Origin of the sequence: Streptomyces cavernicola, from assembly GCF_029968035.1 — a bacterium.
Classification (GTDB): Bacteria; Actinomycetota; Actinomycetes; order Streptomycetales; family Streptomycetaceae; genus Streptomyces; species Streptomyces cavernicola.
Genome location: NZ_JASCIQ010000012.1, coordinates 121,495 through 145,986 on the forward strand (window position 1 = coordinate 121,495; position 24,492 = coordinate 145,986).

Here is a 24,492-nt window from a genome sequence, read left to right on the forward strand (position 1 = left end):
TGTACCCGGCCGCCGCACCCCGCCCCCGAGGCGGGGTGCGGCGGCCGGGAGTCAAGGGGGGCTCACGCCCCCGGCATCAGGTCCCGAGGGACCTGGTCGGGGCTGCTCAGCCCTCGTCCGGCTCCGTGAGCAGCGGGTACACGCCGTTCTCGTCGTGGTCCTCGCGGCCCGTGACGGGCGGGTTGAAGACACAGATGCAGTGGAAGTCCTCCTTGATACGCATCGTGTGCTTCTCGTGCCCGTTCAGCAAGTACATCGTGCCCGGCGTGATGGTGTACTTCTCGCCGGTCGTGTCGTCGGTCAGCTCCGCCTCGCCCTTGGTGCAGACGACGGCCTCGATGTGGTTGGCGTACCACATGGAGGTCTCGGTGCCGGCGTACAGGATGGTCTCGTGCAGCGAGAAGCCGACGCGCTCCTTGGCGAGCACGATGCGCTTGCTCTCCCACGTGCCCGAGGCGGACTTGACGTGCCGGTCGGTGCCTTCAATGTCCTTGAACGAACGGACGATCACGGTGAGTTGGTTCCTTTTCTCTTACGTGCGTACGGCTGACGGAAGGGCGCTCAGGCGGTCTCGCGGACCGCGCGCGCGAGGGTGCGCAGACCCTCGTCCAGCTCCTCCGGCGTGATGGTGAGGGCGGGCAGGAGTTTGACGACCTCGCTCTCGGGACCGGAGGTCTCGATCAGCAGACCCAGCTCGAAGGCGCGCTTGGCGACCTTGCCGGCCCGGTCCTTGTCGTTGAACTCCAGGCCCCACACCAGACCGCGGCCGCGGTACTCGGCGGTGGCCTCGGGGTGCTCGGCGCGGATCGCCTTCAGGGCCTGCTCGACCTGCTCGCCGCGGGCGAGGGTCTGCTTCTCCATCTGGCCGTCCGCCCAGTAGGCGTCCAGCGCGGCCGCCGCGGTGACGAACGCCGGGTTGTTGCCGCGGAAGGTGCCGTTGTGCTCGCCCGGCTCCCAGATGTCCAGCTCGGGCTTGAACAGGGTGAGCGCGAACGGCAGGCCGTAGCCGGAGATGGACTTCGAGACGGTGACGATGTCCGGCACGATGCCCGCCTCCTCGAAGGAGAAGAACCCGCCGGTGCGGCCGCAGCCCATCTGGATGTCGTCGACGATGAGCAGCATGTCCCAGCGCTTGCACACCTCGGCGAGCTGGCGCAGCCACTCGGCGCGGGCCACGTTGATGCCGCCCTCGCCCTGGACCGTCTCGACGATCACGGCGGCCGGGGTGTTCAGGCCGGAGCCCGAGTCCTCCAGGAGCCGCTCGAACCAGATGAAGTCCGGGGTCTGCCCGTCGAGGTAGTTGTCGAACGGCATGGGCGTGCCGTGCACCAGCGGGATGCCGGCGCCGGCGCGCTTGAAGGCGTTGCCGGTCACGGCGAGCGAGCCGAGCGACATGCCGTGGAAGGCGTTGGTGAAGGACACGATCGACTCGCGGCCCTTGACCTTGCGGGCCAGCTTCAGCGCGGCCTCGACGGCGTTGGTGCCCGTCGGGCCCGGGAACATGACCTTGTACGGCAGGTCGCGCGGGCGCAGGATCGTGTTCTGGAAGGACTCCAGGAAGGCGCGCTTCGCGGTGGTCGACATGTCGAGGCCGTGCGTGACGCCGTCGCGCTCGATGTAGTCGATGAGGGCGCGTTTCAGGACCGGGTTGTTGTGCCCGTAGTTGAGCGAACCGGCACCGGCGAAGAAGTCGAGGTACTCGTGGCCGTCCTCGTCGTACATACGGCTGCCCTGCGCGCGGTCGAAGACCGTCGGCCAACCGCGGCAGTAGCTGCGCACCTCCGACTCCAGGGTCTCGAAGACGCTCAGGTCCGGCTGGGTGATGGTCACAGCGAATCTCCTCCTGGGAGATGAAGGCGTGGGGGGGCCGAGTGGATGGGTCGGTACTGGCGGGTGGTCTGCGGGCCGCTCGGGGCGGCCCGCCGGCGGGTCAGTACGGCAGCGGCTCGATGCGGTAGAGCACTTCGGGCTCGTGGCCGCCGTCGGGGAACTGCTCGGCGCTGAACAGCACTTCCCGCTTGAGGTCGGCGCCGTGGCGCTGCGCGAACGACGTGAACAGGCGCTGCGACGCGGTGTTGTCGGGCGAGATGGTGGTCTCCAGGGACCGCAGGGGGTGCTCCTTCGCTACCTGCGCGGCCAGCCCGTCCAGCATCGCGGCGGCCAGACCGCGGCCGCGCTGTGCGGCGTCGACGGCGACCTGCCACACCAGGAGGGTGTGCGGGCGCTCGGGCCTGATGTATCCCGTGATGAACCCGACCGCTTCGCCGTCCGCGTCTCGTGCGATCACCGAGGTGCCGGCGAAGTCACGGCACCACAGCAGGTAGCTGTACGAGGAGTTCAGGTCGAGGGTCTTCGAGTCACGGGCGATGCGCCAGAGTGCGGCTCCGTCCGTCACCTCCGGGGTGTCGAGCCGCAAGTCCCCCGGCATTTCGCGAAAGGCGGTACGGGCACTTGCAAGGTCTGCTTGTGCGGCTGTCATGCATATTGAATTTACCGACCGAAAATGGAAATTGCATCGCGAGAAGGGGTTACCTGAACGGCCTCTGTGTGTTATCACGCGGGCGTGCGCGCTCGCGCAAACAGCTCGCTGGATGACCGAGTTTGTCCGGATATTCCGGGTCGAATCGCTGCGCGTGTGGCGTCGGTCACAAGGAGGAAACCCTCACGAGATCTGCCCGAATTACGTCGTTTGACGTTCGCAGAATCTTTGCGTTTAGGACCGGGGAAAGCGGGCAGAAGAATACGGGAAGCTGCGCTCGAAAAGCAGCTCCCCGTATTCATGAATACGCGATTAATTTATGGCCCCGGAAGTTTTCAGCGCCGGAGTCGGCTTTGGCCTGCGCGAATTCCCTCTCGTTTCGCGTCGGCCATCCAAAACTACTCCCAGATCGCGGTCACCGCGCGCCGAGCCGCTTCCAGGTCGACGCCGAGCCCGGCCTCGCCGAGCGCGGCGCCGAGGGCGGCCAGGCTCGCGTGCACCACGCCGCGGGTCGCGTCGGGGCCGTAGTGGTTGACCCGGATCATCTCCTTGGCGAGCGCGCCCCCGCCCGCCGCGAGCGGCAGCGCCGGGTCGGCGGCGAGGGCCCGTGCCACCAGCTCGGAGGCGTCCACGCCCGCCGGGGCGCGCAGCGTGGTCGCGACCGGCGCCGCGTCCCGTGCCTCGTACACGTACGGCTCCAGGACGCCGAGCGCCTCTGCGCCCGCCCGCGTCGCCGCCGCGGCCGTCGCGTGCCGGGCCATGACCGCGTCCAGGCCCTCCGACTCGATCCGCTCCACGCAGGCCTCCAGGGCCAGCATCTCCAGCTGCGCCGGGGCGTGCAGGAGCGCCTTGCGGCCGCCGTCGATCCAGCGCGCCTTCCAGTCCAGGAGCGAGAGGTACGAGGCGCGCGGCGCCCGCGGGTTCTCCGCGAACCGCTGCCAGGCGCGCTCGCTCACCGACACCGCCGAGACGCCGGCCGGGCCGCCCATCGCCTTCTGCGCGCCGATGATGCACATGTCCACGCCCCAGGCGTCCGGAAGGACCGGCTCAGCCCCGATCGAGGCCACCGCGTCCAGGTAGAACAGCGCGCCGTGCTCCCGTACGACCTCGCCGATCTCGGCGACCGGGTTGGTGTTGCCGGTCGCCGCCTCCGCGTGCACCAGGGAGACGAAGTCGATCTCCGGGTGCTCGGCGAGCGCCTGGCGCACCTGGTCCGCGGTGACCGCCGTGTGGAACGGCACGCTCAGGTCGATCACGGTGGCGCCGCAGTCCCGCAGCCAGTTGCCGAAGGTCTGGCCGTACGGCCCCGTGACCACGTTCAGCGCGGTGGAGCCCGGCCGGGCGCCGGAGCGGATGCAGGCCTCAAGCGGCAGCAGCGCCTCGCCCTGCATGATCACGACGTCCTGCTCGGTCCGCAGGAGTCGCGCCACCCGCTGCTCGATCGCGGCGAAGTGCGCGGGGGTCAGCGGAGCCAGGTCGAGGAAGGGGTGCGTCACGGTGGTGCTCTCTTCTTGACGGTCCCGCGGCCCCGAGGAGGCCGCGGGCTGCTTGACGTGTTCGTGTCCGGGTGCCGGTCCGAGCGTACCGAGTGCGATCTAGGCTGCGGGCATGAGTGATTCACGGGCGCGGGCAGGGGCGCAGACAGGCGTGCTGAGGGTTCGGGGGCGGGTGCTCGTCGGGCCGGAGGACGTGCGGGACGAGCTGTGGGTGGTCGGCGGGCGGGTGAGCTTCACGCGGCCGCCGGGCGCGGACGACGTGACGACCGTCGAGGGCTGGGCGCTGCCCGGCCTCGTCGACGCGCACTGCCATGTGGGGCTCGACGCGCACGGGCCGGTCGACGCCGAGACCGCCGAGCGGCAGGCCCGCACCGACCGGGACAACGGGACGCTGCTGATCCGGGACGCGGGCTCGCCCTCCGACACCCGCTGGATCGACGACCGCGAGGACCTCCCGAAGATCATCCGCGCCGGCCGGCACATCGCCCGCACCAAGCGCTACATCCGCAACTACGCCCACGAGATCGAGCCGGACGAGCTGGTCGCGTACGTCGGGCAGGAGGCGGAGCGCGGCGACGGCTGGGTCAAGCTCGTCGGCGACTGGCTGGACCGCTCCACCGGCGACCTCGGGTCCTGCTGGCCGCGGGCCGAGGCCGAGGCCGCGATCGCCGAGGCGCACCGGCTCGGCGCCCGCGTCACCGCGCACTGCTTCGCCGAGGACTCGCTGCGCGACCTGGTCGAGGCGGGCATCGACTGCATCGAGCACGCCACCGGCCTGACCGAGGACACCATCCCGCTCTTCGCCGAGCGCGGCGTCGCCATCGTCCCGACCCTCGTGAACATCGCGACGTTCCCGAAGCTCGCGGCCGGCGGCGACAGCAAGTTCCCCATCTGGGCCGACCACATGCGCCGCCTGTACGACCGCCGCTACGACACCGTGCGCTCCGCCTACGACGCCGGCATCCCCGTCTTCGTCGGCACCGACGCGGGCGGCGGGCTCGCGCACGGCCTCGCCGCCGCCGAGGTCGTCGAGCTCACCAAGGCCGGCATCCCGCCGCTCGCCGCGCTCTCCGCCACCACCTGGGGCGCCCGCGACTGGCTCGGCCGCCCCGGCCTCACCGAGGGCGCGCCCGCCGACCTCGTCGTGTACGGGGAGGACCCGCGCGCCGACGTACGGGCGCTCGCGGCGCCGCGCCGGATCGTGGTGAACGGCAACGTCGTGGGGTGACCATGCGGCGGGCAGGGGGCGCAGGGGCGCGCGCGGCGTCGGGTTGACGCACCCGTGCCCCCGCGCACCCGCCGCTCGTTTTCCACTTTCCGCGACCGGTGCGAGCGCTTCCGTGCGACAACTCCCAGGTCCGGCAAGGGGTGTGGCGCGGGAGACGGAAGGGAACGCGTGTGCCGTCGGAATCGAAAACGAGGGCGGAAACCCCACGTTGGAGTGAAGTGACCTGATGTCGCTGCCGGTTCACTCCTGGTGCGTAACGATGCCGGGGTCCGGGTCGCCCGCACCGCACCGACGGCTCTGTACGACTGACCCCGTACGTCCGTCTCCGTACGACTGTCCCCGTACGGCGGTGCCCGCGGCTCCCTGTCCCTGAGCGTGCGCGCTCATGTCCCCTGGGGGTTCCACCACCGTGAACAGCAACACCTTCCGCACGCCCGCGCCGCGCACCCGGCGGTTCGCCGCCGTCGCGGCCGCGACGGCGCTGGCCGCAGGTCCCGCGGCCCTCGCCGGCGCCGTGCCCGCCCACGCCACGGGCGGCGACGGCAAGTCCAGTGCGGTCGTCCTGCGCGCGGGGCTCGACGTCTCGCTGCTCGACAAATCCGTGAACGTGCCGGTCAAGACCTCCCTCAACGAGGTCCAGGCGCCCGCGTCCGCCGAGAAGACGGCGCTCACCGTGGACGTCGAAGGCCTCGACCAGGAGCGGCCGTTCAGCATGGTGCACGCCGAGGCGGCCTCGGCGAAGGCCACCGCCGACCGGCACAAGGCCGAGGGCCGTACGCATCTCGCGCGGGCCAAGGTGCACCTGCCGGGCCTGCCCGCGGTGCCGTTGATCGAGCTGGAGAACGTCACGTCGAAGGCGGTGTGCGTGGCGGGCGAGCGGCCGGTCGCCGAGGCCGACGTGGTGGGCTCGGTGACCGTGCTCGGCAAGCGGGTCACGCTCTCCGCGGCCGGACCGACGCATGTGCGGGTGCCCGGCGTGGGCGAGGTCCGCCTCGACCTGGCGAAGAAGCACACCACGACCCGTACGGCGGCGGCCTCGGCGCTCGAACTCAAGGTGTCCGTCAACCCGTTGAATCTCAACATCGCCGAGGTCGACGGCCTGGTCACGCTCGCGGGCGCCACCTGCGAGTCCCCGGCCGCACCCCCGAAGGAACCGGTGGACCCGGCGGACCCGGCGCCCGAGCAGCCGGACGGGGACGAGCCGAAGGAAGAGCCCCGGCCGCAGGGCGGCGCGCAGTCGCAGAACCTCGCGGAGACCGGCGGCGACTCCTCGACGCCGTACGTGGCGGGCGGCGCGGTACTCCTCGTGGCCCTGGGCGGCGGCGCCCTGTACGCGGCCCGCAGGCGCGCCTGAGCGTCCGCGCCCCGATACGTGGGGGAGGGGCGGCCGCCTGCCCTGTGCCGCCCCTCCCTCACTCGACTCCCGTACGGATCAGGCCAGTTCGTACGAGGGTCTCAGCGGCTCGCAAGCACCAGGGCCCGGTCGAGGGCCTGGAGCAGGCGGCCCGTCGTCGCCCGGTCCCGTACCGCGAGGCGGAGCCAGCTCTCGTCCAGGCCGGGGAACGTGTCGCCGCGGCGCAGGGCGAAGCCCAGGTCGCGCAGGTGGGCGCGGACCGCCGCCGCGCGCTCGACATGGATCAGGACGAACGGCCCCTCGGCCGCCCGCACCGCCGTGACCTCCTCGAACTCGGCGAGACCCGCGAGGAGATGGGCCCGGTCGGCGGCGATGGCGTGGGCCGCGGACTCCGCCTCCGCCAGGGCGCGCGGCGTCATGCACGCCTCGGCCGCGGCGAGCGCGGGCGTGGACACCGGCCACAGCGGCTGGGCGCGCTCAAGCTCCGCGATCGTCTCCGGCGCGGCCAGGACGTACCCGATCCGCAGGCCCGCGAGCCCCCAGGTCTTGGTGAGGCTGCGCAGGACCACCAGGCCCGGCACGTCCGTGCGCCCCGCGAGCGCCTCCCGCTCGCCCGGCACCGCGTCCATGAACGCCTCGTCGACCACCAACGTCCGCCCCGGACGGGCCAGTCGGGCGAGCAGCTCCGCCGGGTGCAGGACCGACGTCGGGTTGGTGGGGTTGCCCACCACCACCAGGTCCGCGTCCTCGGGCACCGCCGCCGGGTCGAGCCGGAAGCCGTCCTCGGCGCGCAGGAGCACCCGTCGGACCTCGTGCCCCGCGTCCCGCAGCGCTGCCTCCGGCTCCGTGAACTGCGGATGCACGACGACCGGCCGCCGCACCCGCAGCGCCCGCGCGAGCAGCACGAACGCCTCCGCCGCGCCCGCCGTCAGCAGCACCCGCTCCGGGGCGAGGCCGTGCCGCGCGGCGACCGCGGCCCGCGCCCGGCGGCCGTCCGGGTAGGCGGCGAGGGAGCCGAGGGACCCGGCGATGTGCTCGCGCAGCCACGAAGGGGGCGTGTCCGTACGGACGTTGACCGCGAGGTCGGTCAGCTCCGCGCCGTCGTCCCTGACCTCCGCGTCGCCGTGGTGCCGCAGGTCGTGGGCGGCCGCGGAGGGGGGCGGGGTGTCAGTGTGCGTGTGCGTGTTCATGTCTGTCCTGAGGTGCGTGCCGGGCAGGGGGCGTCTGTCGTCCTTCGTCGGCCGTGGGCACGGGGCCCACCGCGACGGCCTCGCGATGGCGGCGTACCACCAGGTCGAGCAGGGCCGGGTCCGGGCCGACGACCGCCGCCGTGCGCACCTCGACCTCCGGGTGCGCCTCCGCCCAGCCCTCGGCCTGCGCCCGCAGCCGCTCCGGCACGGCCCCGTCGAGCAGGAAGTACGGCAGCACCACGATCCGCCGCGCCCCGAGCCGCGCGCACCGGTCGAGCCCGCTCGGCACGTCCGGCGCGGCCGGCGACACGAACGCCGCCTCCACGCCCGCGTACCCGCGCCCCTCCCACAGCAGCCGCGCCACCCGGTGCACCTCGGCGTTGGCCTCCGGGTCGGCCGAGCCGCGGCCGACGAGTAGGACCGTGACCCCGCCCCGGTCGCCCGGCGTGCGCGCGCCCGTCCCGAGCGCGTCCTCGACCCGCCGCTCCAGGGCGTCGAGCAGTACGGGATGCCCGCCGAGCGGCAGCCCGTACGCGTACGACACCGCAGGCTGCCGCTCCCGCGCGCGCTCCAGGGCCGAGGAGACGGCGCGCTCGGCGTGGGCCGCGGGGGCGAGCGTCAGCGGTACGGCGGTCAGGCGGGCCGGGCCGCCACCGGCGAGGAGCTCGGCGACGGCCGGGGCGAGCGCCGCGTCCGGCAACTGCGCCAAGTGGCCGCCCGCCACCGGGAGTTCGGGGCTGTGCCGGCCGAGCGCGTCGACGAAGTCGCGGAGCGCCGCGGCGCCGGCCGCGTCCCGGGCGCCGTCGTCCGCGACGAGCAGCACCGGCCGGGACGCGGCCGATTCGGTCGGAGGTGTGGTCACTCGGTCTCCTCGGGGAGGTACGGGAAGGAGTCGGGGGAGAGGGCGAGCGCGCAGGTCGCCCGCGCGGGCCGGCCCTCGGGGCTCGACCTGCGCTTGGGCACGAGCAGCCGGCCGCCGCCCGCGAGCGCCGCGGCCTCGGCGACGGACGGCGTGCCGACGGCGGTGAGCGCCGCGCCCGCCGGGTTGGGCACGGCCACCCGCGCCAACTCGGCCGCGGAGTACGTCAGGAGAGGCACGCCGAGCGCCCGCGCGGCCCCCGCGACGCCGGGCTCGTCCGCCTTCGCGTCCACCGTCGCGAGCGCGTCGAGGCCCTGCTCGGCCCGGCCCGCCTCGCGCAGCACGGCACGCACCAGGCCGAGCACCTCGTCGACCGGGACGCCGCGCCCGGCGCCCACACCGGCGATCAGCGCGCCGGGGTGCGGCGGCGCAGTGGCCATGGGCGGTTCCTCTCGGTTCGAACAGCGGGGGCGGACACGGGTGGGGCAGGTGTGACCAGGAGATATCAGGTGTGTCGGAGGCGGAAGGGGCCGGGTCCATCGGCTAGCAAGAGCCCATGGCGGTGATCGTCGCGCTCGGCGCGTTCCTGATGACGCTGGTCGGCGGCTGGACGGCGCAGCGCGTCACCGACCGCAAGCACCTCGTGCTCGGCTTCGCGGGCGGGCTCATGCTCGGCGTCGTCGGCCTCGAACTGCTGCCGGAGGCCCTGGAGGCCGCGGGCCGTGAACTGCACGGCGTGCCCCGGGCGTTGCTGCTGTTCGTCGGCGGCTTCCTCGTCGCGCACGTCGTGGAGCGGCTGCTCGCCGTACGGCAGGCCGCACACGGCTCCGACGGGCGGGTGCCGCAGGTCGGGCTCACCGCGGCGGCCGCGATGGTCGTGCACAGCCTGATGGACGGCGTGGCGCTCGGCGCGGCCTTCCAGTCGGGCGGCGCGATGGGCCTGACCGTCGCCCTCGCCGTCATCAGCCACGACTTCGCGGACGGCTTCAACACGTACACGATCACGAGCCTGTACGGGAACGCCCGGCGCAAGGCGCTCGCCATGCTGTTCGCCGCGGCGGCCGCGCCGGTCGTGGGGGCCGCGTCCACGATGCTCTTCACGCTGCCCGAGGAGTTCCTCGGCAGCTACCTCGGCTTCTTCGGCGGCGCGCTGCTCTATCTCGCGGCCGCGGAGATCCTGCCGGAGGCGCACCACGACCACCCGGCGGTGCCGACGCTGTGCAGCACGGTGGCGGGCGTCGGCTTCGTGTGGCTGGTGGTCGGCGCGGCGGAGTGAGCCCGCGCGGGCCCTCATGACGGCAGGACTCCCCGCCCGAACGAGACCCGGCCGCGCCGGCCCTCGACCACGGCACGGAGGTACGGCTGCGGGGCGGCCGTGATCCGCGGGGCGACCGCACCGGCGCGGAGCGCGTCGAGCCCGGCCCGTACGGCGTCCGGGTCCGGGTGGCCGGCCTCGAACGAGAGCAGCGGCAGCGGGGGCAGGCCGCGCTGCGTGGGGTGGGTGCTCGTGCCCCAGTCGAGCAGGAACGGCAGCAGTCCGTCGAACCCGCTGCGCCCGCGCGGCTGCGGATACGTCAACTGCCAGCCCAGCAAGGCCCCTTCGGGCGTCCGCCGGGACATGGACACCGGCTCGCCCGGGTCGTGCCCCTGCGTTCGCGCGTACGCGACCCGCTCCGCGATGCCGTCGACCCGCACCGCCCAGTTCACGAGCCGGGCCGACGTCAGTGCGTCGATGCCGAACCAGCGCGGGCCCCGCGGGGCGGGCTGCTCCGGGTCCGGCCCGACGATCTCCAGGTACGCCCCGTCCCCGAGGGCCCCGCCCCCGAGCCCGTACAGGAAGTTCCGCGTCCCGTGCCCGAGGTGCCGGCCGCCCTCCGCAGGGGGCACCCCGGTCGCCTCCGCCACATCGGCGACGGTGCGGTCGAGGTCGGGCGTGGCGAGGACCAGGTGGTCCAACCGGGCGTCCGCGTACGGGGGTCGGGCGGTCATGAGCCGCAGCCTGCCACGAACCTGCGGGCCACGTCCGGGGTGGCCGCCCAGTGGGTGTGCAGATAGCTGGCGTGCACACCGCCCTGCACGAAGCCCTCCACCCTCCCCCGAGCTCTCGACTTCGCTCGACCAGGGGGGACCCCCACCTCCGGCAGATGCATGCCCCACGCGGGGGTCGGCCCCGCGCCCGGCTCGATCACCGTGCGGTGGAACTCGTGCCCGCGCAGCCGCGTACCGGTCGCCGCGAGCGGGCTGTCCGACACGGCGACGGCCTCCCGGTAGCCCAGGGTCAGCCGCTCCGACATGCGTGCCTCGGCGTCGAGCACCCCGCACATCGGCTTCCCGTCCAGGGACTTCGCGAGGTACAGCAGGCCCGCGCACTCGGCGGCCACCGGCGCACCGCTCCGCGCGAGCTCGGCCACGGCCTTGCGCAGCGGCTCGTTGGCGGACAGCTCCGGCGCGTACACCTCGGGAAAGCCGCCGCCGATCACCAACCCGGCGGTCCCGTCGGGGAGTTGCTCGTCGCGCAGCGGGTCGAACGGCACGACCTCGGCCCCGGCGGCGGTGAGCAGCTCGGCGTGCTCGGCGTACGAGAACGTGAACGCGGGCCCGGACGCGAGCGCCACGACGGGTCGGGCCCCCTGCGCCTGAGGGAGAGTCCCCGCGGCCGGGTCCCACTGCGCGTCCGGCAGGGCGGGCGCGCTGCGGGCCAGGGCGAGCAGGCCTTCGAGGTCGCAGTCCGCCCGTACCTGCGCGGCGAGCGCGGCCACCGACTCCAGGGCCTCGGCCCGCCGCTCCGCGACCGGCACGAGCCCCAAGTGCCGTGAGGGCGCCTTGACCTGACTCTCCCGGCGGAGCGCCCCGAGCACCGGGACGCCGGACTCGCCGAGGGCGTCCCGGAGGAGCTGCTCGTGCCGGTCGGAGCCCAGCTTGTTGAGGATGACGCCCGCGAGCCGCACCTCCGGGTCCCAGGACGCGAAGCCGTGCACGAGCGCGGCCACCGACCGGGACTGCGAGGAGGCGTCCACGACCAGCACCACGGGCGCCTTGAGGAGCTTCGCGACCTGCGCGGTGGACGCCAACTCGCCCTGCCCGGACGCCCCGTCGTACATCCCCATGACGCCCTCGACCACCGCGAGGTCGCAGCCCGCCGAGCCGTGCGCGAACAGCGGGCCGACCAGGCCGGTGCCGCACATGTACGCGTCCAGGTTGCGGCCGGGGCGGCCGCAGGCGAGCGCGTGGTAGCCGGGGTCGATGTAGTCGGGCCCGACCTTGTGCGGGGACACCGCGAGCCCGGCCTCGGCGAAGGCCGCCATCAGGCCGGTGGCCACGGTGGTCTTGCCGCTCCCCGAGGAGGGCGCGGCGATGACGAGACGCGGTACGGAGGTCACGACGCGAGACCCCTCTGGAGCTCCTTGACCGGCATCACCACTCGATGCCTCGCTGGCCCTTCTGGCCCGCGTCCATCGGGTGCTTGACCTTGCCCATCTCGGTCACCAGGTCCGCGAAGTCGAGCAGCGGCTGCGGCGCGTTCCGCCCGGTGATCACCACATGCTGCTGACCCGGCCGGTCGCGAAGGACGGACACGACCTCCTCGACGTCGATCCAGCCCCAGTGCATCGGGTACGCGAACTCGTCGAGCACGTACATCCGGTACGTCTCGGCCGCGAGGTCCCGCTTGACCTGCTCCCAACCCTCGAGGGCCTTCTCCTCGTTGGAGGAGTTGTCGCCCTGCAGGTCGCGCTGGACCCAGGACCAGCCCTCGCCCATCTTGTGCCAGTCGACGGTGCCGCCCTCGCCGGAGGCGCCGAGCACCTTCAGGGCCCGCTCCTCGCCGACCTTCCACTTCGCGGACTTCACGAACTGGAACACCCCGACAGGCCAGCCCTGGTTCCAGGCGCGCAGGGCGAGCCCGAACGCGGCCGTCGACTTGCCCTTGCCGGTGCCGGTGTGCACGGCGACGAGCGGGCGGTTGCGGCGCTGGCGGGTGGTGAGCCCGTCGTCGGGCACGACGGACGGCTGTCCCTGAGGCATCAGGCGGCCTTTCGGATCGAGGAGGTCGAGGAGATCGAGGAGTGGGAGGAGCTGCCGGCCGCGTCGCGTACGTCGCGGACGAGTCCGGCGATGTTGTCCGCGCGCAGCTCGTCGAGGGTGACGGCGCTGCCGCCGAGGTTCCGGGCGAGCTCCGCGGCGAGGCCGAGCCGGACCGGGCCCGTCTCGCAGTCGACGGTGACCGAGGCGACGCCCTCGGCGGCGAACAGGCCCGCGGCACGCGCCGCGCGGGCGACGGGCTCGGGCCCGCCGGTGGCCCGGCCGTCCGTCACGACGACGAGCAGCGCACGCCGCGCCGGGTCGCGCAGCCGCTCGACGCGCAGCACGTCGTGCGCCCGCAGCAGGCCCTCGGAGAGCGGCGTACGGCCGCCCGTGGGCAGCTGCTCCAGGCGCGCGGCGGCCGCGTCCACGGACGACGTGGGCGGCAGCGCCACCTCGGCGCCCTTGCCGCGGAACGTCACGAGGCCCACCTTGTCGCGCCGCTGGTAGGCGTCGAGCAGCAGCGAGAGCACGGCGCCCTTCACGGCGCTCATCCGCTGCCGCGCCGCCATCGACCCGGACGCGTCCACCGCGAACAGCACGAGGTTGCCCTCGCGCCCCTCGCGGGTCGCCTGCCGCAGGTCGTCCCGGCGTACGACGAGCCCGGGGCCCGAGCGTCCGCGCGCGTGCTGGTGCGGGGCCGCGGCCTGCACGGTCGCCGCGAGGTGCAGCTTGCCGAGCGCGCCCTGCGGCCTGCGCGAACCGGTCGTACGGCCGTGCTCGGTGCGGGCCCGCGAGCGCCGCCCGGCCGCGCCCGCACCGGTGCCGGGCACGGTGAGCAGCTTGGCGCGGAACGGCTCGGAAGCTCCAACAGGGGCCTGTTCAGGGGCGGTTGAGGCCGCGGGCTGCTGCTCGCGCTCCTGGTCCGTCTCCTGCTCGGTGGACTCGGGGCGCGGGGCGTCCTCGGCCGCGCCGCCCTGCGGCGGCACCTCGGGCCCGTCGCCGCCCTGCGGGGGCTGCCCGCCGCCGTCCGGGCCGCCGGGGCCGTCCGGGTCGCCGGGCCCGTCGGGCTCGGGGTCGGGCTCCGGGTCGTCGTCCTGCTCCTCCGGGTCCCCGAACTCCTCCAGGGTCTCGTCGAGCTTGTCCTCGTCGAGGCCCGGCGCGTCGAAGGGGTTGCGGCGCCTGCGGTGCGGCAGGGCGAGCAGCGCGGCCTGCCGTACGTCCTCGGCGGCCACGTCCTCGCGCCCGGCCCACGCGGCGAGCGCGGTCGCCGTACGGGCCATCACGATGTCCGCGCGCATCCCGTCGACCTCGAACGCCGCGCAGGTCGCGGCGATCTGCCGCAGCGCCGCGTCCCCGAGCCGCACGTTCGGGAGCAGCGCGCGCGCCGCCACGATCCGGTCCCGCAGCTCCGCCTCGTCGGCCGCGAACCGCGCCGCGAACGCCGCCGGGTCGTCGTCGTACGCGAGCCTGCGCCGCACCACCTCCACCCGCTGGTCGGGCTCGCGGGACGCGGCCACCTCGACGGTCAGGCCGAACCGGTCCAGCAACTGCGGTCGCAGCTCGCCCTCTTCGGGGTTCATGGTGCCGACGAGCAGGAACCGCGCGGCATGCCGTACGGACACGCCCTCGCGCTCCACGTACGAGGCGCCCATCGCGGCCGCGTCGAGCAGCAGGTCGACCAGGTGGTCGTGGAGGAGGTTGACCTCGTCGACGTAGAGGATGCCGCGGTGCGCGTCGGCGAGCAGTCCGGGCTCGAAGGCCTTCACGCCCTCGGACAGGGCCCGCTCGATGTCGAGGGCGCCGACGAGCCGGTCCTCGGACGCGCCGACGGGCAGCTCGACCATCCGCGCGGCCCGGCCGTCGGCGGCCACGGACTCGTGCGGCCCGTCGGGGCAGTTCGGGTCGGGCGCGGCCGGGTCGCAGGAGAACCGGCAGCCGGACACGACGGCCACCTCGGGCAGCAGCGCCGAAAGGGCGCGTACAGCCGTGGACTTGGCGGTGCCCTTCTCGCCGCGCACGAGCACGCCGCCGACGGCGGGCGACACGGCGTTGAGCAGCAGCGCGAGCCGCAGGTCGTCCTGGCCGACGAGGGCGGTGAAGGGGTAGGGGGTGTTCAAGGGGTGGCCTCCTGGGGGGTCACGCTGAGTTCGGCTGGCCCGGCAACTGTCAGCCCGTCCGGTACTTGACGAGCCGGCTCAGCCACAATCAGCCCGTCCGGCGCTTGAGGACGAGGCCGTTCAGGCCGATCCGGGGTCTGGGGCGGAGCCCCAGGAGGGACGAAGGGGAGGGACGAGGGCGCCCCGCCCTCGATCAACTTCAACAGTGCGTCCGTGTCCGCGTGTTCCTCGATCAAATCCCCGAGCCGGTCCAACTGCTCCTCGCGCAGCGAGCCGAAAGACGTGTCCGGGGCGGGCACGAAACGTCGCCCCGCGGCCCGCGCGACCTCCCGCAGGAACGCCCGCCGGAACCCGTCGGACTCCAGGGACCCGTGCCAGTGCGTGCCCCACACGGAGCCGACACGGCACCCGTCGAGGAACGGCTCGCCGCCCTCGACGGAGGCCACGCCGTGGTGGATCTCGTACCCCTCGACCCGCTCGCCGAGGGCCGAACCCACGGGCCGGGCCAGGGTCTTCTCGCGCGCGAACCGCACCCGTACGGGCAGCAGTCCGAGCCCGTCGACGGCACCGGCGCGGGACTCGACCTCGTCCTCGATGTGCTGGCCGAGAGCCTGGAAGCCGCCGCAGATGCCGAGCACGGGGCGGCCCTCGGCGGCGCGGCGGGCAAGGGCGTCGGCGAGGCCGCGCTCCCGCAGCCAGCCAAGTGCCTTGACGGTCCCACGCGTTCCGGGCACCACCACCAGGTCCGCGTCGGCCAGCTCCTCGGCCCGGTCCACGAACCGCACGACGACGCCCGGCTCGGCGGCGAGCGCGTCCACGTCGGTGAAGTTGGACATCAGCGGCACCGCGCACACCGCGACCCGCAGCACGTCCGCGCCGACCGGCGGCGCGACGACGGACTCCCGCACGGCGCCGCGCAGCGACACGCGAAGCCCGTCCTCCTCGTCGATCCCGAGGCCGTGCGCGTACGGCAGAACTCCGTACGTACGCCGCCCGGTGAGCTTCTCCAGCATGTCGAGCCCGGGTTCGAGCAGCGTCACGTCGCCCCGGAACTTGTTCACCAAGTACCCGGCGACCAGCGCCTGATCGGCCTCGCTCAGCAGCGCCGTCGTACCGAAGAACGAGGCGAAGACCCCGCCCCGGTCGATGTCGCCGACCACGACGACGGGGAATCCGGCGGCGCGCGCGATGCCCATGTTCACGATGTCGGTACGCCGCAGATTGATCTCGGCGGGGCTGCCCGCGCCCTCGCAGATCACCGCGTCGTACGTGCTGCGCAGTTCGGCGAGGCAGTCGGTGACGGTGCCCAGCAACTGCTCCTGCCGCCCGCCGTGGTAGCCCCGCGCGCTCATCTCGCCGACCGGCTTGCCCATGAGGACGACCTGGCTGGAGCGGTCCCCGCCGGGCTTGAGCAGCACCGGGTTCATCAGCGCGCTCGGCTCGACCCGGGCGGCCTGCGCCTGCATGGCCTGCGCCCGCCCGATCTCGGCGCCCTCCCGCGTCACGAACGAGTTCAGCGACATGTTCTGCGCCTTGAACGGCGCGACGGACACACCCTTACGGGCAAGCCACCGACAAATCCCGGCGGTGACAACGCTCTTACCGGCATCGGAGGTGGTCCCGGCAACCAGTAGACCGCCGCTCATGAGCTCGCTCCCCTTCCCCGTTGTGGGCATCTGTTCCGCAGGGCGGAACGGGTGGGCACAACCCCCGGTGCCGGGCGCCCTGAAGTCAACGCCCAGACGGACCGCGCAAGAGCACAAGCACCGAGTGCAAGCCAACTCACCCGCCGAGAAAGCCGAACCGCCCGTTCAACATCAGCCACTTCGACGGCCCGCCCCGAGGCGTTGAGCACCGGCCGCTCCTCAACCCGCCCCCCATACGACAACGTCCCCCCGAGCCGCACCCCCAACGCTCCGGCGAACGAAGCCTCCACGGGGCCCGCGTTGGGACTGGGATGCTTCCCGGCGTCCTCCCGCCAAGCCCGCACCGCGGAGCGGGGAGACCCCCCGGAGACCACAGCGAGGACCGCGGTCAACCGAGCCCCGCCCCACCCCGCGACATCGTCGAGCCGAGCGGAAGCCCACCCGTACCGCCGGTACCGCGGCGACTTGTGGCCGACCATCGCGTCGAGCGTGTTCACGGCCCGGAACGCGACAAGGCCCGGCACTCCGCCGACGGCGCCCCACACGAGCGCGCCCACGACGGCGTCGGAGGTGTTCTCGGCGACGGACTCGACGACGGCACGGGCGATCCCGTCCGCGTCGAGCGCCTGCGGGTCGCGCCCGCACAGGTGGGGGAGGCGCTCGCGGGCGGCGTCCACGTCGCCCGCGGCGAGCGCGTCGCCGATGGCGCGCGCCTCCCGGCCGAGCGAAGTCCCGCCGACCACGGCCCAGGTGGCGGCGGCGGTCAGGGCGACGGAGGCGGCGGGGGAGCGGCGCACGGCGGCCGCGGACAGCGCGGCGGCGGACACTGCGCCGCCCACGCAGACGGCGGTGTGCAGGGCGCCCCAGCCGCGGTGGTCCCGCCACAGGGTTCGTTCCACGGCGCTCGCGGCACGGCCGAACGCGGCGACCGGATGGCCTCGGCGGGGATCGCCGAGCAGCAGGTCGCCGAGGAGGCCGGCGGCGGCGCCGTACGCGAAGACGCGATCGGCACGCACCTCAGACTGCCGTCACGCCTCGAAGGAACGGGGCACCCGTACGGAGACGGGTCGTACGGGATGGGCCGGAGACATCCGAACGGCAGCCGCGCATGGCGTTGTTGTCCTCACTCAGGGTCCGCGCCCTGGTTCGACGTGAACGGCGGCGGGAGTTCCTGGCTCCCGGGGCGTCAACCCCGGTGACAGTGGCGGGACCGCGCCGGATTCGCACCGGCTTCCTCTCCTGACCGTCGTCTTGGCTCGGGCAGTCCACCACGCCCGAGAACGCCCGTCAACTCCGCTTTGACCTGCGGCGGAAGAGTGTGCGGAGGCCCACAGCGAACCGCCCCGCCGCGGCCCTCCGAAGAGCCGTGACGGGGCGGTTCGTCGCGTATGTGCAGGGTCAGCTGACGATCAGGAAGATCCCGTACGCCACCGCCGCCGCGCAGAGTGCGAAGCAGGCGTACGCGCCGGTGCGGGCCAGCGGCGCGGAGCCGCCCTGCGTGGTGGCCGCCTCCTGCTTGGAGAGGCCGACGATGCCGAGGGTGAAGAGACCCACCAGGGCGACCGTCGCCACGAGGCTGACGCCGAAGACGGAGCCGAGCGCCGCCCAGTCGATGTCGATCATGCGTGTTCCTTAGCTCGCTGGTCCGGACGCCGGATCAGACGGTCGCACCGGCGGGCCGCGTGGAGTCCGCGGCGGCGCCGGCCTGGGCCGGTATGGAGGGCTCGGCGTCCTCGCCCGCTTCCGCGGTGGCGGTGGCCGTGGCGGTCGCCGTGCCGGAGACACCGGTCGGGGGCGGGGTGACGGCGGCGATGGCGGTGGTCACGACGCCCGCGGGCTCCGTGTCCGCCGGGACGCCGGCGTCGGCGGAGGCGGCGGCCGCGGGGGCGTCCGCCTCGTTGACGTTGTTGTGGTCGACGACCTGGCGGCGCGAGATGACCCAGATCGCGAGGCAGGACGCGACGAGGAAGACCGCGACGGCCGCGATGCCCCAGCCGCCCTGGCGGGCCACGAACTCGGCGCCCGCGGCGACCAGACCGGCGGCCGGCAGGGTCAGACCCCACGCGACGAACATCCGGGTCGCCGTGGACCAGCGCACGACGCCGCCCTTGCGGCCGAGGCCCGAGCCCATGACGGCGCCGGAGCAGGAGTGCGTGGTGGAGAGCGAGAAGCCCAGGTTGGACGAGGCCAGGATGACCGCGGCGGCCGAGGTCTGGGCGGCGAAGCCCTGCTGCGGCTGCAGGTCGGTGAGGCCCTTGCCCATGGTGCGGATGATGCGCCAGCCGCCCAGGTACGTGCCGAGGGCGATGGCCAGGCCGGCCGAGACGATGACCCAGACCGGCGGGTTGGAGCCCGGCGCGAGGGCGCCGCCGGCGACGAGCGCCAGCGTGATGATGCCCATCGTCTTCTGCGCGTCGTTGGTGCCGTGCGCGAGGGAGACCAGACCGGCGGAGGCGATCTGCCCGGCCTTGTAGCCCTTGGCGCTCGACTGCTCGCCGACGTTCTTGCCGAGCTTGTACGTCAGGCGCGCGGCGAGGAACGCGGCGATGCCGGCGACCAGCGGCGCGGCGACCGCGGGGATCAGGACCTTGGTGACGACGACGCCGCCGTTGACGCCGCTGACGCCGATGGAGGCGATCGTCGCGCCGATCAGGCCGCCCATGAGGGCGTGCGAGGAGCTGGAGGGGAGGCCGACCAGCCAGGTCAGCAGGTTCCAGAGGATGGCGCCGACGAGCGCCGCGAAGATCACTTCAGGCTGGATGCCGTCTTCTCTGACCAGTCCGCTGGAGATGGTCTTGGCGACCTCGACCGAGAGGAACGCTCCGACGAGGTTCAGCACGGCGGACATGGCCACCGCAGCCTTGGGCTTCATAGCGCCGGTCGAGATGGTCGTGGCCATCGCGTTGGCGGTGTCGTGGAAACCGTTCGTGAAATCGAACACGAGAGCTGTCACGATCACAATCGCGAGCAGCAGCGTGATGTGTTCCATTTACCCAGGCAATCGTTCGACGTCAGTGGCTCGTGGAACGTAGGCAACCTGGGTGAACGGAAAGTGAACTGGAGCGGGCGGTGGAGTGGCTCGGGTGGGCTGCTTGTGGGCAAGCATCCGGTGGCCCGGATTCCCTTTGCCGTTCCGGCTGTTCGACACGGTCGCCGGCGCGGTTGCCTACGGGCCCGGAATTGGGGCCTCCGCAAGACTCTCGCGCTCCTCGGAAGGCCGCACTCCGGTCGTACGCCGATCAGCGGCCGAACCCCTTCGGGCGGGCCCGAAGAGATCCTGATCACCCCCGGCCGACGGGCGCCGACGAGCCCGCTCCGGCCCTGGCAGGATCGCCTCATGACGGAGAGCGCAGACCCCATGACACAGAGCGGCGCGGACCCCACAGTGCAGAGCACGGAACAGGCAGGCGGCGCGGCCGAGTTGGCGCGCGCCTGGGCCCACCTCGTCGCGACCGCCCGCCGCGCCGCCGACACCGGCCTGGTCGTCGGCACCTCGGGCAACGTCTCCGTACGCGTCGGCGAGCTGATCCTCATCACCCCCAGCGGCGTCCCGTACGACCGGCTCGCGCCGGAGGACCTGGTCGCCGTCGACCTCGAAGGGCGGCAGGTGCACGGCAAGCTCAAGCCCACCAGCGAACTCCCGCTGCACCTGGCCGCCTACCGCGCCACCCCCGCCCGCGCCGTCGTCCACACCCACGCCCTGCACGCCACCGCCGTCTCCACGCTCGTCCCGGAACTGCCGCCGATCCACTACATGGCGGCCGACCTCGGCGGCCCCGTCCGCGTCGCCCCGTACGCCCTCTACGGCACCCCCGAACTGGCCGAGCACATGCTGGCCGCACTGCGCGACCGCACCGCCTGCCTGCTCCAGAACCACGGCGCCGTCACCTACGGCGACACCCTCGACCAGGCCTACGACCGCACCGCCCAACTGGAGTGGATGAGCCGCCTCTGGCTCACCGCCCACGCCGTCCCGGGACACACCCCGAGCCTCCTCGGCCCCGCCGACCTCGCGGCGGCCGGGCGACAGCTGAAGGGGTACGGCCAGGGCGGGCGCTGACCCCCGCCGCCCGGCCCCGCGCGTGCGGCCCGGTGCGCGGCGCCCGCCGAGTGGCCCGACTCCCGGTCCCCGCCGACACTGGAGCGCATGCGACCCGTATCGGCCGCCGCCGCGGCCCTCACCGCCGTCATCGGCGCAGGCACGGCCGCCGTCGCGGCCGGGCGGTACGCGAGCGACGCCGCGCTCAAGGCGCGCTCGGGCTGCCCGCTGCCCACCGACCCCAAGCTCACGGTGCACAAGGCCGACGGCGACCGGATCACCCTCACCCGCGCCCTCGCCGCCCTGCGCCCCGGCACCTACGGGCTCGGCGGCGACGGCTCCCACGCGATCGTCGGCCCGGTCCTCGAAGGCGAGGCCACCGCCGCCGACACCGTCGTACGCCGCCTGGAACGCGTCACCCACGGACACCTCGAACCCGGCGCGAAGGTCCGGCTCACCCCGCAGGTGCACATCGGCAACCCGCGCGACGCCCTCGGCCTGGAGCACGCCGACGTCGACGTGCCCGGCGAGCTCGGCGGCCTGCCCGCCTGGTTCGTGCCCGGCGGCCGCGACACCTGGGTGATCACCGTGCACGGACTCGGCACCACCAGGGAGCACCCCATGGTGGTGATGGACCTCCTGCACCGGCTGCGCCTGCCCGTGCTCGACCTCGCCTACCGCGGCGACGTCGGCGCCCCGCGCCAGCCCGACGGCCTCGCCCACCTCGGCGACAGCGAGTGGCGCGACCTCGACGCCGCCATCCGCTACGCCGTGCGCTACGGCGCCGAACGCGTCGTCCTGTACGGCTGGTCCACCGGCGCCACCATGGCCCTGCGCGCCGCCGCCCACTCCGCGCTCCGCGACCGCGTCACCGGCCTCGTCCTGGACTCCCCGGTGCTCGACTGGGAGCTCACGCTGCGCGCCCTCGCCGCCGCCCGGCACACCCCGGCCCCGCTCCTGCCGCTCGCCGTCCGCGCGGCCCAGGGCCGCACGGGCCTCGGCGACGGCCGCGCCGCCGAGGCCGCCGACGCCGCCGCCCTGCGCGTCCCCACCCTGCTCGTGCACGGCCCCGACGACACCCTCGCCCCCTGGCTCCGCTCCCGCGAACTCGCCGCGCAACGCCCGGAGTTGGTCACCCTGTACGCCGTCCCGGACGCCCCGCACGCCGCGATGTGGAACGCCGACCCGCAGGGGTACGAGGAGACGCTGCGCCGCTTCCTCACCCCGCTGATGTAGGAGGCGCGCACTTCCGGCTGTTCCCGGCTCCGGGGGCGCACGTCCCGGGTGACCGGCGCCACTCAAGCGGGCGCGGCTTTCCTGCATCTATGCCCGTAAGAGTCAGATTTCTTCCGGCCGGGGCGAGGCGGCCATAGCGGGCACAACCACCGGCATCGGACGCCAACTCGGGGTTCCGTTTGGGCTTTCGAGCCCCGAGCGGGAAGACTGCCCCCGTGACGTCCCGTAACCCGCGCGACTCCAGGCTCAGACTCGTCGGCCCCCGCACGCTCGCCACCGCCCCACAGGCCGTGGCCGAGCGGCGCACACGGCGCTCCGCGCCACGCCCTCCCGAGGGCACACCCGCACCCGCCGTGCTCGCCCGGATGGCGCGCGCCGAGCTCGCCGGCGCCGCCCGGATCGCCCGCTGGGCCGACAGCGCGCCCGGCCGCGACTCCGGCCTGCGCCCCGGCTGCAGCGGCACCCTCACCGAGTCCGCGGCCGAACGGGCCGCAGCCGACCTGGAGTTGACGCCCCGCCAGGCCCGCGCCGACTGGGACGCCGCCCGTCTCGCAGGCCTCGTCGAGGTGCACGGCGGCGACGCCCGCCCCGGCTGGCGGCTGCGCGCCTGGGACCGCGACGACTCCGCCGTGCTGCGCGGCTGGGTCGCCCTGTTCGACGCCTGGTCCCTGGTGCGGCCCGCGCCGGCCGAGGAGGAGGCGGCCGCCGTCTCCGAGGTCATCGAGGCCATGCCGCAGGTGCTCTCGCTCCTCCAGCTCTCCGCGGGCCCCGTCCCCGTGGCGCAGCTCCTCGACCTCCTGGAGCAGCGCGTCACCGAACTCCGCGACGAGCGCTGCGAGATCCCCTTCGGACCGCAGCCCGCGCCCCCTCCGGCCCCCGGCCCGCTCTCCCCGCTGCTCGACTGGGCGCTGCGCGGACTCGCCCGCGTCGGCGCGCTCACCCTCGACGACGGGCACGCGACCCTTACGCCGCTGGGGAGTTGGGCGGTCTGGGTCAAGCTGGAGCAGATCATCGTCGCCGCGCAGAGCCCCGCGGGGAACATCGAGCACGCTGCCGAGGAGATGCTCCGCGGCTGCGCCCGCCTCCGCCCCAACGCCGCCCGCGCCGAGTACCGCGCCTGGCTCGCCGCCCGTCCCGTCGGCAGTGCCGTCACCGAGCTCCTCGACGCCGCCCGTGGCGACGACGCCTTGCTGCGCGGCCTCGCCTTCGAGGCCCTGCGCGTCGTCGGCCCACCCGCGGAGGCGGACGTAAGGGCTGCCGCGTCCGAACCGCCGTTGCGCCCCTACGCGTTGATGTGGCTCGCCGAGCAGGAGGGCGCGGACCCGGAGGACGTGCACACCGCGCTGACCCGCGAGGAGTCGACCTGGCTCTGGGTGGACACGGCGGCGGCCGTCGCCGACCACGGGGAGTCCGAACTCCTCGTACGGCACCTGGAGTCGGCGATACAGCCCACGGTCCCGTCCCTGCTCCAGGAGGTCCGCGCGGTGGGCCACCCCCGCACGGTCCAGGTCCTGGTGGCCCTGGCCGCGGCCCACCCGGACCCGGCCCTGGCGAAGGCGGTCCGCAGAGCGGCCTTCCAGGTCCACACGGGCGGCGCGTAGCGCTGCGCCCCCGGACCTCGCTTCGGGGCTTCGCCCCGTGCCCCGGTCGTTTTTCGGCTCCCGCGCCGTCGTGGCTGGTCGCGCAGTTCCCCGCGCCCCTAAAAACCAGCCCCTGACGGGGCACCCCCCCCGCCCAATTCAGCCCCTCCGGCGTTTGAGGAGCGGGGGTCCGGGGGCTGGCCCCCGAAGCGGACCGCAGGTCTTTCGGGAAGGGGCGGGGAGGGGATCAAGCAACACCCGGGCTAGCGGAAGGTGTTGCAGCGAGCCATGTCCCCGTACCGAAACCCCTCGTAGAACCATTGCTGCCGCTGCTCCGCGGACCCGTGTGTCCAGGACTCCGGCGTCACCCGCCCCTGAAACCGCTCCTGGATCCGGTCGTCCCCGACCGCCGCAGCCGCATCCAGCCCGTCCCGGACATCCGCATCAGTCACCTGCGTGATCAGCGGCCTCCCGGTCTGCGGATCGGGCGTCCGCGTCGCCCGCCGCGCCCACACCCCCGCGTAGCAGTCCGCCTGCAGCTCGACCTTCACGGCGTTGCTGTCCGCGCCCGTACGCCCGTCCTGAGCCCGCCGCAGCGTTCCCATCAGGTTCTGCACGTGGTGCCCGTACTCGTGCGCCACCACGTACGCCTGCGCGAACGGCCCTCCGCTGGAGCCGAACTCGGACCGCAGCTCCTGGAAGAAGCCCAGGTCCAGATAGACCTTGCGGTCGCCGGGGCAGTAGAACGGCCCGACCGCCGAGGTCGCGTTGCCGCAGGCCGTGCTCACCTGCCCGGTGAAGAGCACCGTCCGCGCGCCGGAGTAGCGGGCCTGCCGGCGCTGGAACTCCTGGTCCCAGAAGTCCTGGACGCTGTTGACCACCGCCACCGTCCGGCAGTCCTCCGCCGCGTTCGCGTCCTGGCCCGTCAGACACGACCTCTGCACCTGCGCGGCGCTCGACGACGACACCGAGGGCTGGTCGTTCTCCGACGTCAGCCCCAGGTCGTCGGGTCCGACCCCGAAGAAGAGCCCGAGCAGCAGCGCGATCACCCCGGCGAGACCGCCGCCGATCGTGGCCCGGCCGCCGGGGATCCGGCTGCCGCGTACGTCCTGAACCTCCGACGTGTCGAGCCGCGCATCGTCGTCGAACTGCATGCGGGTACCACCCTCTGCTCCTCGCCGGGGCGGTCACCCCGCCACCCTGCGCCGAGTATCTGGCAGTTCATCCCGACCTGCCCCTCGGCTC

General features: G+C 73.9%; 22 protein-coding genes and 1 riboswitch. Of the genes, 6 read left to right on the forward strand and 16 right to left on the reverse strand.

The window, feature by feature from the left end:
- Nucleotides 1-106: 106 nt before the first annotated feature.
- The 4 genes from QIS96_RS13800 to QIS96_RS13815 all read right to left on the reverse strand — a co-directional run bounded on the left by QIS96_RS13800 (nt 107) and on the right by QIS96_RS13815 (nt 3,975).
- Entirely contained in the window at nt 107-511 is a 405-nt protein-coding gene (locus tag QIS96_RS13800; RefSeq protein ID WP_282542825.1) for an ectoine synthase, read from the reverse strand.
- 50 nt (nt 512-561) lie between these two features.
- On the reverse strand, nt 562-1,830 hold the full coding sequence (gene ectB, locus QIS96_RS13805; RefSeq protein WP_282542826.1) for a diaminobutyrate--2-oxoglutarate transaminase: 1,269 nt from the start codon (nt 1,828-1,830) through the stop codon (nt 562-564).
- A 100-nt stretch (nt 1,831-1,930) separates the two neighbouring features.
- On the reverse strand, nt 1,931-2,479 hold the full coding sequence (ectA, locus tag QIS96_RS13810; protein ID WP_282542827.1) for a diaminobutyrate acetyltransferase: 549 nt from the start codon (nt 2,477-2,479) through the stop codon (nt 1,931-1,933).
- A 398-nt stretch (nt 2,480-2,877) separates the two neighbouring features.
- Nucleotides 2,878-3,975, reverse strand: coding sequence for a pyridoxal-phosphate-dependent aminotransferase family protein (locus QIS96_RS13815; protein WP_282542828.1), 1,098 nt, complete (start codon nt 3,973-3,975; stop codon nt 2,878-2,880).
- Between the two features lie 112 nt (nt 3,976-4,087).
- Between QIS96_RS13815 and QIS96_RS13820 the strand changes: the two genes are divergently transcribed.
- Nucleotides 4,088-5,203, forward strand: a complete 1,116-nt coding sequence (locus tag QIS96_RS13820; protein ID WP_282542829.1) for an amidohydrolase family protein — start codon at nt 4,088-4,090, stop codon at nt 5,201-5,203.
- Between the two features lie 409 nt (nt 5,204-5,612).
- A complete protein-coding gene (locus QIS96_RS13825) occupies nt 5,613-6,557 on the forward strand; it encodes an SCO1860 family LAETG-anchored protein (RefSeq protein WP_282542830.1) in 945 nt (314 codons plus the stop codon).
- A 101-nt stretch (nt 6,558-6,658) separates the two neighbouring features.
- Here QIS96_RS13825 and cobC read toward each other — a convergent pair whose 3' ends face one another.
- The 3 genes from cobC to QIS96_RS13840 are packed head-to-tail and all read right to left on the reverse strand — an operon-like array spanning nt 6,659 to nt 9,046.
- Nucleotides 6,659-7,747: an Rv2231c family pyridoxal phosphate-dependent protein CobC gene (gene cobC / locus QIS96_RS13830; RefSeq protein WP_282542831.1), complete on the reverse strand. Its 1,089-nt coding sequence runs from the start codon at nt 7,745-7,747 to the stop codon at nt 6,659-6,661.
- Nucleotides 7,725-8,609, reverse strand: coding sequence for a sirohydrochlorin chelatase (locus QIS96_RS13835; RefSeq protein WP_282542832.1), 885 nt, complete (start codon nt 8,607-8,609; stop codon nt 7,725-7,727). Before QIS96_RS13835 ends, cobC begins: the two co-directional genes overlap by 23 nt.
- A complete protein-coding gene (locus QIS96_RS13840; protein WP_408907180.1) occupies nt 8,606-9,046 on the reverse strand; it encodes a cobalamin biosynthesis protein in 441 nt (146 codons plus the stop codon). The genes QIS96_RS13835 and QIS96_RS13840 overlap by 4 nt, the downstream gene beginning before the upstream one ends.
- A 116-nt stretch (nt 9,047-9,162) precedes the next feature.
- Between QIS96_RS13840 and QIS96_RS13845 the strand changes: the two genes are divergently transcribed.
- Nucleotides 9,163-9,882 carry a ZIP family metal transporter gene (locus QIS96_RS13845; RefSeq protein ID WP_282542833.1) on the forward strand — a complete coding sequence of 240 codons (720 nt, stop codon included), beginning with the start codon at nt 9,163-9,165 and terminating at the stop codon, nt 9,880-9,882.
- A 14-nt stretch (nt 9,883-9,896) separates the two neighbouring features.
- Here QIS96_RS13845 and QIS96_RS13850 read toward each other — a convergent pair whose 3' ends face one another.
- The 8 genes from QIS96_RS13850 to QIS96_RS13885 all read right to left on the reverse strand — a co-directional run bounded on the left by QIS96_RS13850 (nt 9,897) and on the right by QIS96_RS13885 (nt 19,381).
- A complete protein-coding gene (locus QIS96_RS13850; RefSeq protein ID WP_282542834.1) occupies nt 9,897-10,595 on the reverse strand; it encodes a VOC family protein in 699 nt (232 codons plus the stop codon).
- Entirely contained in the window at nt 10,592-11,986 is a 1,395-nt protein-coding gene (locus QIS96_RS13855; RefSeq protein ID WP_282542835.1) for a cobyrinate a,c-diamide synthase, read from the reverse strand. The genes QIS96_RS13850 and QIS96_RS13855 overlap by 4 nt, the downstream gene beginning before the upstream one ends.
- 34 nt (nt 11,987-12,020) lie before the next feature.
- Entirely contained in the window at nt 12,021-12,629 is a 609-nt protein-coding gene (gene cobO / locus QIS96_RS13860; RefSeq protein WP_282542836.1) for a cob(I)yrinic acid a,c-diamide adenosyltransferase, read from the reverse strand.
- The gene (locus tag QIS96_RS13865) at nt 12,629-14,746 is read right to left on the reverse strand and encodes a putative cobaltochelatase (RefSeq protein WP_282542837.1); all 2,118 of its coding nucleotides are present in this window, start codon (nt 14,744-14,746) and stop codon (nt 12,629-12,631) included. Before QIS96_RS13865 ends, cobO begins: the two co-directional genes overlap by 1 nt.
- Nucleotides 14,743-16,392 (reverse strand): cobyric acid synthase, encoded by a 1,650-nt coding sequence (locus QIS96_RS13870; RefSeq protein WP_282542838.1) that lies wholly within the window; start codon nt 16,390-16,392, stop codon nt 14,743-14,745. Before QIS96_RS13870 ends, QIS96_RS13865 begins: the two co-directional genes overlap by 4 nt.
- A complete protein-coding gene (locus tag QIS96_RS13875; protein ID WP_282542839.1) occupies nt 16,389-17,408 on the reverse strand; it encodes a cobalamin biosynthesis protein in 1,020 nt (339 codons plus the stop codon). Before QIS96_RS13875 ends, QIS96_RS13870 begins: the two co-directional genes overlap by 4 nt.
- A gap of 127 nt (nt 17,409-17,535) precedes the next feature.
- A riboswitch (cobalamin riboswitch) is annotated at nt 17,536-17,655 on the reverse strand.
- A 135-nt stretch (nt 17,656-17,790) separates the two neighbouring features.
- Nucleotides 17,791-18,012: a hypothetical protein gene (locus QIS96_RS13880; RefSeq protein WP_282542891.1), complete on the reverse strand. Its 222-nt coding sequence runs from the start codon at nt 18,010-18,012 to the stop codon at nt 17,791-17,793.
- A gap of 37 nt (nt 18,013-18,049) precedes the next feature.
- Nucleotides 18,050-19,381 (reverse strand): inorganic phosphate transporter, encoded by a 1,332-nt coding sequence (locus tag QIS96_RS13885; protein ID WP_282542840.1) that lies wholly within the window; start codon nt 19,379-19,381, stop codon nt 18,050-18,052.
- A 369-nt stretch (nt 19,382-19,750) separates the two neighbouring features.
- Here QIS96_RS13885 and QIS96_RS13890 point away from each other — a divergent pair, with 369 nt between their 5' ends.
- The 3 genes from QIS96_RS13890 to QIS96_RS13900 all read left to right on the forward strand — a co-directional run bounded on the left by QIS96_RS13890 (nt 19,751) and on the right by QIS96_RS13900 (nt 23,268).
- Complete coding sequence (locus tag QIS96_RS13890; RefSeq protein ID WP_282542892.1) at nt 19,751-20,452, forward strand: class II aldolase/adducin family protein; 702 nt, start codon at nt 19,751-19,753, stop codon at nt 20,450-20,452.
- Between the two features lie 87 nt (nt 20,453-20,539).
- On the forward strand, nt 20,540-21,667 hold the full coding sequence (locus QIS96_RS13895; protein ID WP_282542841.1) for an alpha/beta hydrolase: 1,128 nt from the start codon (nt 20,540-20,542) through the stop codon (nt 21,665-21,667).
- 215 nt (nt 21,668-21,882) lie between these two features.
- Complete coding sequence (locus QIS96_RS13900) at nt 21,883-23,268, forward strand: hypothetical protein (RefSeq protein ID WP_282542842.1); 1,386 nt, start codon at nt 21,883-21,885, stop codon at nt 23,266-23,268.
- A gap of 242 nt (nt 23,269-23,510) precedes the next feature.
- Here the strand turns inward: QIS96_RS13900 and ypfJ are convergent, their stop codons facing one another.
- Entirely contained in the window at nt 23,511-24,401 is an 891-nt protein-coding gene (gene ypfJ, locus QIS96_RS13905) for a KPN_02809 family neutral zinc metallopeptidase (protein WP_282542843.1), read from the reverse strand.
- Nucleotides 24,402-24,492: the final 91 nt, after the last annotated feature.

Bases quoted from the DNA above. Each gene is read 5' to 3' on its own strand.
- QIS96_RS13895 (WP_282542841.1), top strand. From the start codon at position 20,540: ATGCGACCCGTATCGGCCGCCGCCGCGGCCCTCACCGCCGTCATCGGC.
- ypfJ (WP_282542843.1), bottom strand. From the start codon at position 24,401: ATGCAGTTCGACGACGATGCGCGGCTCGACACGTCGGAGGTTCAGGAC.
- cobC (WP_282542831.1), bottom strand. From the start codon at position 7,747: ATGAACACGCACACGCACACTGACACCCCGCCCCCCTCCGCGGCCGCC.
- QIS96_RS13890 (WP_282542892.1), top strand. From the start codon at position 19,751: ATGACACAGAGCGGCGCGGACCCCACAGTGCAGAGCACGGAACAGGCA.
- QIS96_RS13840 (WP_408907180.1), bottom strand. From the start codon at position 9,046: ATGGCCACTGCGCCGCCGCACCCCGGCGCGCTGATCGCCGGTGTGGGC.
- QIS96_RS13885 (WP_282542840.1), bottom strand. From the start codon at position 19,381: ATGGAACACATCACGCTGCTGCTCGCGATTGTGATCGTGACAGCTCTC.
- ectA (WP_282542827.1), bottom strand. From the start codon at position 2,479: ATGACAGCCGCACAAGCAGACCTTGCAAGTGCCCGTACCGCCTTTCGC.
- QIS96_RS13820 (WP_282542829.1), top strand. From the start codon at position 4,088: ATGAGTGATTCACGGGCGCGGGCAGGGGCGCAGACAGGCGTGCTGAGG.
- QIS96_RS13845 (WP_282542833.1), top strand. From the start codon at position 9,163: ATGGCGGTGATCGTCGCGCTCGGCGCGTTCCTGATGACGCTGGTCGGC.
- QIS96_RS13870 (WP_282542838.1), bottom strand. From the start codon at position 16,392: ATGAGCGGCGGTCTACTGGTTGCCGGGACCACCTCCGATGCCGGTAAG.
- QIS96_RS13850 (WP_282542834.1), bottom strand. From the start codon at position 10,595: ATGACCGCCCGACCCCCGTACGCGGACGCCCGGTTGGACCACCTGGTC.
- cobO (WP_282542836.1), bottom strand. From the start codon at position 12,629: ATGCCTCAGGGACAGCCGTCCGTCGTGCCCGACGACGGGCTCACCACC.